The organism is Amycolatopsis sp. VC5-11 (assembly GCF_037034185.1).
GTDB lineage: Bacteria > Actinomycetota > Actinomycetes > Mycobacteriales > Pseudonocardiaceae > Amycolatopsis > Amycolatopsis nivea.
Genome location: NZ_JBAGKF010000008.1, coordinates 394,710 through 402,966, shown reverse-complemented (window position 1 = coordinate 402,966; position 8,257 = coordinate 394,710). Strand labels below are relative to the sequence as shown.

Below are 8,257 nucleotides of genomic sequence, written 5' to 3'. Positions count from 1 at the left end.
AACCACCTGGCTTCACCATGAAGTGATGTCCGGGCTTGAGCACCGGCTGCCGGACGGAGTGCCGGGCGAATACCGGGAGCGCGCCGAGTACGAGCTCAAAGTCATTGTGGAGAAAGGGTTTCCCGGGTACTTCCTCATCACGGCTGATCTCATGACGCACGCCCGCGCGGCGGGAATCCGCGTGGGGCCGGGACGCGGGTCGGCGGCGGGATCGCTGGTCGCGTACGCGCTTCGGATCACCAATCTCGACCCGATCCGGCACGGTCTGCTGTTCGAGCGGTTCCTGAACCCGGAGCGAGTGTCCATGCCGGACATCGACATGGACTTCGACGATCGGCGTCGCGGCGAGATGATCCGGTATGCCACCGAGAAATACGGCTCCGACCGGATCGCGCAGGTGATCACCTTCGGCACCATCAAGACAAAGGCGGCGATCAAGGACTCCGCGCGGGTCCACTTCGGACAACCAGGGTATTCGATCGCGGACCGGATCTCCAAAGCGTTGCCGCCGCCAGTGGCTGCCAAGGACATTCCGTTGTCGGGCATCGTGGACGCCAAGCACGAGCGCTACGCGGAAGCGGCGGAGGTCCGCACGCTGGTCGAGACGGACGAAGAGTGCAAGACGATCTTCGACACCGCCCGCGGTCTGGAGGGGCTGATCCGCAACGCGGGTGTGCATGCCTGTGCGGTCATTATGTCCAGCGAACCGTTGCTGAACGCGATTCCGTTGTGGCGCAGGGATGATGGGTCGATCATCACCGGCTGGGACTATCCGTCGTGCGAGGCCATCGGCCTGCTCAAGATGGACTTTCTCGGACTGCGCAACCTCACCGTCATCGGCGACGCGATCGACAACGTCCAAGCCAACCGCGGCGAAGACGTCGACCTCGACCGGCTGGCCACCGATGATCCCGAGACCTTTGCCCTGCTGGTCCGCGGCGACAGTCTCGGAGTGTTCCAATTGGACGGTGGCGCGATGCGGGATCTGTTGCGCCGCATGCGTCCTACCGGGTTCGAGGACATCGTGGCCGTCAACGCGCTCTACCGGCCGGGTCCGATGGCGATGAACACGCACAACAACTACGCCGACCGCAAGAACAAGCGGCAAGCTATCGAACCGATCCATCCGGAACTGGAAGAGCCGTTGCGCGAGATCCTCGCCGAGACGCACGGTCTGGTGGTGTACCAGGAACAGATCATGCAGATCGCGCAAAAGGTCGCCGGATACTCGATGGGCCGCGCGGACGTCCTGCGCCGCGCGATGGGCAAGAAGAAAAAGGAAGTCCTGGAAAAGGAATTCGAGGGCTTCCGTGCCGGGATGATCGACAACGGGTTCTCCGGCGAGGCTGTGCAAGCGTTGTGGGACACGATCCTGCCTTTCGCGGGCTATGCCTTCAACAAGTCGCACGCGGCCGGGTACGCGCTGGTCGGATACTGGACCGCGTATCTGAAGGCGAACTACACCGCGGAGTACATGGCCGCGTTGTTGACGTCGGTGGGTGACAACAAGGACAAGTCGGCGATCTACCTGTCGGAGTGCCGGCGGCTGGGGATCAAGGTGCTGCCGCCGGACGTGAACGAGTCGGCGTTGCGGTTCGCGGCCGTCGGGAACGACATCCGGTTCGGTCTGGGCGCGGTGCGCAACGTGGGCGCGAACGTGGTGGAGTCGATCATCAAGACGCGCGAGGAGAAGGGCAAGTACTCCTCGTTCACCGAGTTCCTGGACAAGTCGGAGCTGGTGGCCTGCAACAAGCGGGTGATCGAATCGCTGATCAAGGCGGGCGCGTTCGATTCGATGGGCCACACGCGGCTGTCGATGATCCAGGTGCACGAGGACGCGGTGGAAGCCGTCGTCCCGCTCAAGCGCCAGGAAGCGATGGGCCAGTTCGACCTCTTCGGCGGAGAAAACAAGGAACCGGCTTCTTCGCCGTTGGCGCACGTGAAATTCACCGCCGAAGAGTGGCCGCGCAAGCAGTTGCTGGCGCACGAGCGGGACATGCTCGGCCTCTACGTTTCAGCGCATCCCTTGGACGGGGCGGAAGGCGTCCTCAGCAAACACGCGCCCCGCACGATCGCCGCGATCATCGACAACCCGCCGAAGGAAGGCGAACTCGTAGTCGCCGGGTTGATCACTTCGCTGGAGCGGCGGGTGAACAAAAAGGGCGAACCTTGGGCGATTTGCACGGTCGAGGATTTGGACGCGTCTCTCGAGGTGTTGTTCTTCGCCAAGTCGTACGCGTTGTGCGCGGCAGATCTGGTGGAGGACAACGCGGTGCTGGTGAAGGGCCGGGTCAACTGGCGGGAGGACAAGATGTCGGTCTTCGGGGCGGATCTGGTGCCGCTGGACCTGACGGAACTCGGGGAAACGCCGCTGGTGCTGCACACGCGGGCGGAGAAGGTGACGCTGCCGGTGGTGCTGGAGCTCAAGCAGACTTTGCTGGCGCACCAAGGGAATACGCCGGTCCATCTGCACGTGGGGGAGCAGCGGTACGCGCTGGACGGCTATTCGGTGAAGGTGACTCCGGCGCTGCTGGGCGAGGTGAAGACGATCCGGGGAATCACCGTGGGTGCCGGGTGAGAACCGGCACCCACGGGAATCCTCAGCGCTTCAATCCGTGCTCGATCGCCTCGATGATCCGGGGCCGGAGCTGTGCGGTGCTGACGATCGCGTCCACCGACCCGACCTCGACGGCGCGCTGGATGCTGTGCACCCGGTCGAACTCCGACGCCACCTCGCCGAGCTTCTCGGCCCGCACCGACGACGTGACCTCCGCCAGCTCGGCCGCGCAAGCGGCCCGCTCGGCTCCGCTCAGTTCGCCGAGCCGCTTCTGCAGACCGGCCACCCGCGGGTCGTTCGCCGTCCGGGTCTTCACCTCGCCGGCGAACACCACCGCGGCCGCCGGAGCGCCGCCGAGCACCGAAGCGAACGAGCCCTCCAGCGCCAGCACCGTCATGTTCGGGTTCAGCGCCTTCGAGAACACCACGAACGCGCCGCCGTGGTAGCGCGAGATCACCGTGAACACGATCGGTCCCTCGAAGTTCACGATCGCGCGGCCGATCTCGGCCCCGTACTCCAGCTGGAGCTTCTTCATCGACTCCGGCGAACCGTCGAAGCCGGACAGGTTCGCCAGCACCACCAGCGGACGGTTGCCGCTCGCCGCGTTGATCGCGCGGGCCGCCTTCTTCGACGACTTCGGGAACAGCGTGCCCGCGGTGAACGTGTCCGGGCCGTCGGTGGGCGGGAAGCCGCGGCGGGGCACCGAACGCGATTCGATTCCCAGCAGGCACACCGGGTGGCCGCCGATGTGCACGTCCTGCACCGCCGCGGTGTCCGCGTCCGCCATGCCCGCCCAGCGTTCCAGCACCGGGTGGTCCTGGTCGGAGAGCGCGCGCATCACCGTGCGGATGTCGAACGGCTTCTTGCGGTCCGGGTTGTGCTCGGCGGAGAAGATCTGGCCCACCGTGGCGAAGTCGCTGCCGACGACGGCGTGCGGGTAGTCCGACACGTCGCGGCCCGCCGGGTCGCTGGTGACCGCCTGGCGCGGGCCCGCTTCGCCCGGCACGACGTAGGTGTGCGCGTAGTGCGCCATCAGCACGTCGCGCGCCCCGGCGAGGTTCGGCGCCCAGTACTGCGCCTGCCCGTTCGGGCCCATCACCCGGTCGTAGCCGCCGATGCCGAAGTTGTCCTCGGCCGACACGCCGCCGGAGAAGTCCAGCGACTGCTTGCCGGTGAGCACCATCGCCGAATCCGGCGTCATCACCAGGATGCCCTTGGTGTGCATGAGCATCGTGGCCTCGGCGTTCCAGTACGGCTGCGCGCCCACGGTGATCCCGGCGACCACGATGTTGATCTCGCCGCCGTCCTGGGTGAACTCCACGATCCGCTTGAGCGCGGCCGCGACCCAGTCCATGTTCTCGGTGCCGGACTCCATCGAGATCCGCGCGCCGGACGACAGCGCGAACCACTCGACCGGAACCCGCAGCTCCTGCGCCAGGTTCAGCGCCGCGATCACCCGCGTGCACTCCGGTTCGGCCAGCGCGCCGAGCGACTTCGTCGGGTCGCCCAGCAGCACCACGCGCTTGACGCCTTCGGGCACCAGATCGGTCGGCGTGCTGACCACGCCTGCCACGAGCCCGGCCTTGTTCTGCCCGCGTGGCCGATCGACCGGCACGAGCGCGCCGGTGTCGTCGAGGTCGTGCTCGGTGAAGGTGCCGCCGCCGGCCAGCAGTTCGGTGAGCTCGTACGGGTACACCGTGTCGCGGCGCGCCGCGCGCAGCACCTTCTGCCGGTAGTCGTCCAGCGGCTGCACCGGTTCGGTGCTCGGGGCCTCGACCGACAGCCGCACGCCCGCGCCGACCTCGTTGCGGACCGTCACCGCGATGTCGGTCAGCTCGCCGGTTTCGGAGTTCCGCTGCCGGGCGAGGAACTGGATCTCCTCCAGGCCCGCGCCGGCGGTCGTCGGCAGCACGCGGCGGGCGAGCAGGTTCAGCTCGTCCATCGTCAGGTCGCTCGGCGGCCACACGTAGATGACGATCCGGTTGGTGTCGAACCGGTTCTTCGCCGGACGCCGCGCCTGCGCGTTGCGAACCGCGTCGAGGCACGCGGCGAGCGTGTCCTCGGCCGAGGGCAGCGACACGAGCCTGCCGTCCGCCTCGCGCAGCGGCGTCAGGTCGCGGACCTGCGACATCGCGATCAGCCGCTCGTCGGCCGGGTTCGCCTTCGCGGTGCCGGTGAACAGGTACACCTCTTCGTCCGCCGACGGCAGCCGCGTGAGGTCGAATTCCTGCAGCCGCTCCAGCTGGAGGCGCTCGGCGACGCGCGGGTGCAGCCCGCGGATCACCCGGTCCTCGGCGAAGCCGGATTCGGTCCGGCGGAAGGTGAAGTGGTGGTGCATCACCGCGCCGCCGCCGCCGGCGACGGTGGTGACCACCCGGTCGACGTCGGCCGGAAGCGGTTGCGCGGCAACGATTTCGCCCAGCTTCGCGGCCATCGCGTCGCTGTCGGGCTGGTCGGTCCACTTGAGATACACGTCCGCCGCGACCGGCACCCCGGCGCCGTCGGACAGCTCGGCCACCGCGCGCATCGCGTCCGGCAGCTGCGGGAAGTCGACCGCGGTGGTGACCACGCGCGCCGGCTCCGGATGCGAGGCGGTGACGAACGAACAGCCCGCGACCTCGCGCACGCGCACGTCGGTGAGAGCCTTGTTGCCGTAGTAGCGCCGGCTCAGCACCTCGAGCATCGGGGCCGGGTCCGCGCCCGGCCGCCCGATCCGCTGGCCGAGCAGCCGCACCAGCGGCTCGTTGCTCGACACCATGCCGGAGATCCGCTCGGCGCGGTCGGCCGCGTCCGGGTTGCGGTCGAGGTAGCGCAGGTGGCCGCGGATCTCGGCGTACACCTCGGCGCGCGCCCGGCGCAGCATCGGCTGCGCGAACCAGCGGAACACCACGCCGCGGGCGAGGTCGCTGACCGCCGGGAAGCGCAGCTGGGTCGCGGCGATCAGGTGCTCGAGCGCGAGCCCGGCCGTCTCCCGCAGCTCGGCCGACGGCGGGGCCTCGGTGAGCCACTGCCGCAGCAGCGCGGACACGATCGCGCTGTCGCTCGAAGCCCGTTGCTGGGCAAGGAAAATCCGGAAGACCGCCTCTTCCAGCTCCGGCGTGCGCTCCAGGTCGCCGACGCCGTAGTGGCCGAGCACGCGGCGCAGCCTGCCCTGGAATTTCTCCGGCAGCCCGGCGCGCTCAACGTCGAGGCTCTGCAGGTAGGTGTGGAAGTACTCGCGGGCGCTGTGCACCGGGCTCGACGCGCTGAGGTCGTCCGCGGCCGGCTTGTTCCGGCTCAGCTCGGACAGGTCGGCGAACACGTCGAGCAGTTCGAGCTCGCCCTCCAGCGGACGCGCCGGCAGCTCCGCGCGCGCCGCCAGGTAGCCGCTGAGCACCCGGCCCTGGTCGTGCGGGTCGACGTCGAAGCCGAGCAGCAGGCTGCGCAGGTCCTGCCTGCCGCGCTCGACCAGGTCGGCCGCGCTCGTGCCGTCCTGTTCGGCGGGCAGGTCGATCTCGGCGGTCTCGGCCTGCGCGGCGGCCTCGTCCTCGGCCTCGTCGGCCAGCGGTTCGAGGCGCAGCAGCGGAGCGCCGGTCTCCACCTGGCTGCCGATCGACACCGGGAGTTCCTTGACCCGGGCCCGGAACGGCGCGCGCAGCACCGTCTCCATCTTCATGCTTTCCAGCACGAGCACCGGCGCGCCGGACTCGACCTCGTCGTCCACCGCGACCGGCGTGGCGACCACCAGCGCGGGCGCGGGGGAGCGGACGACGCCGCCCTCGTCGCGGCTGATCCGGTGGGTGATGCCGTCGACCTCGACCAGGTGGGTCGGCCCGTGCGTGCCGGTGACGAGCCGGAACCGGGTGCCGTTGACGGTGATCTGCCCGCTGTACTCGTCGAACCGCTCGAGCTCGACGTCGGCCGGGTGCACGTCGCCGCCGCCGCTGACGCCGACCCGGAACCGCTTCGGCCCGGTGCGCGCGACCGTGACGCGGTAGGACGCGCCGCGCAGTTTCAGGTCGAGCGGACGGATTTCGTGGCGCACCTGCGGACGGCCGCCGAACGCGGTGGACAGCAGACGCTGCCTGCCGACCTCCTCGTCGTCCTCGTAGGCCTCGATCGCCGCCGCGGCGAGCGCGACCGCGGAATGCCGCGTGGTGACGAGACGGCCCTCGGCCCGGACGCGGTCGATCCAGCCGGTGTCCGCGCTGGCGTCGATGACCTCGGGCTGGTCGAGCAGGTCGAGCACGAAGCTCTTGTTGGTGGCGCCGCCCTCGATGAGCACGGACGTCTCGGCCATCGCCCGGCGCAGCCGCGCGAGCGCCTGGTCGCGGTCGCGGCCGTAGGCGATGATCTTGGCGATCATCGAGTCGAAGTCGGCGGGGATCGTGTCGCCCTCGCTGACGCCGGTGTCGACCCGGATGCCGGGGCCGGCGGGCAGCAGCAGCCGCGCGATGCGGCCGGGGGACGGCGCGAAGTCGCGGTCCGGGTCCTCGGCGTTGAGCCGCGCTTCGACGGCGTGCCCGGACTCCTCCGGCTGCGCGCCTTCGAGCTTGCCGCCGGACGCGACGTGCAGCTGCAGCCGCACGAGGTCGGTGCCGGTGGTGATCTCGGTGATCGGGTGCTCCACCTGGAGGCGGGTGTTGACCTCGAGGAAGGCGAACATCCGGTCGCCGGGGTGGTAGAGGAATTCGACGGTGCACGCGCCGCGGTAGCCGACCGCGACCGCGAGCCGCTCGGCCGACGCCTTCAGCTCGGCGGTCTGCTCCGCGCCGAGCACCGGCGACGCCGACTCCTCGATGATCTTCTGGTTGCGCCGCTGCACCGAGCAGTCGCGGACGCCGAGCGCCCACGCGGTCTCGCCGTCGGAGATCACCTGGACCTCGACGTGCCGCGCGCCGGTGACCAGGCGCTCGAGGAACACGACGCCGCTGCCGAACGCGCGCAGCGCCTCCTGGCTGGTGCGCTCGTACGCCTCGGTGAGGTCGCCCGCCGACTCGACCTTGCGGATGCCGCGCCCGCCGCCGCCCGCGGTGGCCTTGAGCATCAGCGGGTAGCCGATCTTGTCGCCCGCCGCGAGGGCTTCCTCGAGCGTCGCGACCTCGCCGCCGCTCCACGGAGCGACCGGGACGCCGACCTCCTCGGCGATCAGCTTCGCGCCGATCTTGTCGCCGAGCTTGCGCATCGCGTCCGCGCTGGGGCCGACGAAGGCGACGCCGATCTTGTCGCACAGCTCGGCGAACGCCGGGTCCTCGGCGACGAAGCCCCAGCCGACCCACGCGGCGTCGGCCTTGGTGTCGACCAGCGCCTTCTCCAGTTTGGCGAGGTCGAGGTAGGGCCGCGCGGAGGCGGGGCCGAGCGAATAGGCGACGTCGGCTTCGCGGACGAAAGTCGCGGTGGCGTCCGCGTCCGTGTAGAGCGCGACCGTCTCGATCCGTCGCCCGGTCTCGGCGGACAAGTCCCGGACGGCGTGGATCAGCCGCATCGCGGCCTCTCCGCGGTTGACGATGGCGACGCGATTGAACACGGACAAAGCCTCCCAGTGAACCTGACTGCACCACGCACAGCAGGCGACGCCGGACCCGCCGGAACGTCGCCTGTCTTCGTCGTACACATTGCTCCCTTACCGCCGGGTACACCAATGTCGCGGATGACGCATGCCGCGCCTGCCGGTTTGTAGGAACCCGCCAAAAACGGCTCGTGTCACGTCGTCCGGGCCTC

General features: G+C 69.5%; 2 protein-coding genes. One reads left to right on the top strand and one right to left on the bottom strand.

What is annotated here, in order from left to right:
• Window positions 1-2,578 (top strand): DNA polymerase III subunit alpha (gene dnaE, locus WA670_RS25460; protein ID WP_336159080.1); only part of this gene is annotated, 2,578 nt, incomplete at its 5' end.
• Window positions 2,579-2,600: 22 nt separating this feature from the next.
• Here dnaE and WA670_RS25455 read toward each other — a convergent pair.
• A complete protein-coding gene (locus tag WA670_RS25455; RefSeq protein WP_336159079.1) occupies window positions 2,601-8,063 on the bottom strand; it encodes an ATP-binding protein in 5,463 nt (1,820 codons plus the stop codon).
• Between the last annotated feature and the right edge of the window lie 194 nt (window positions 8,064-8,257).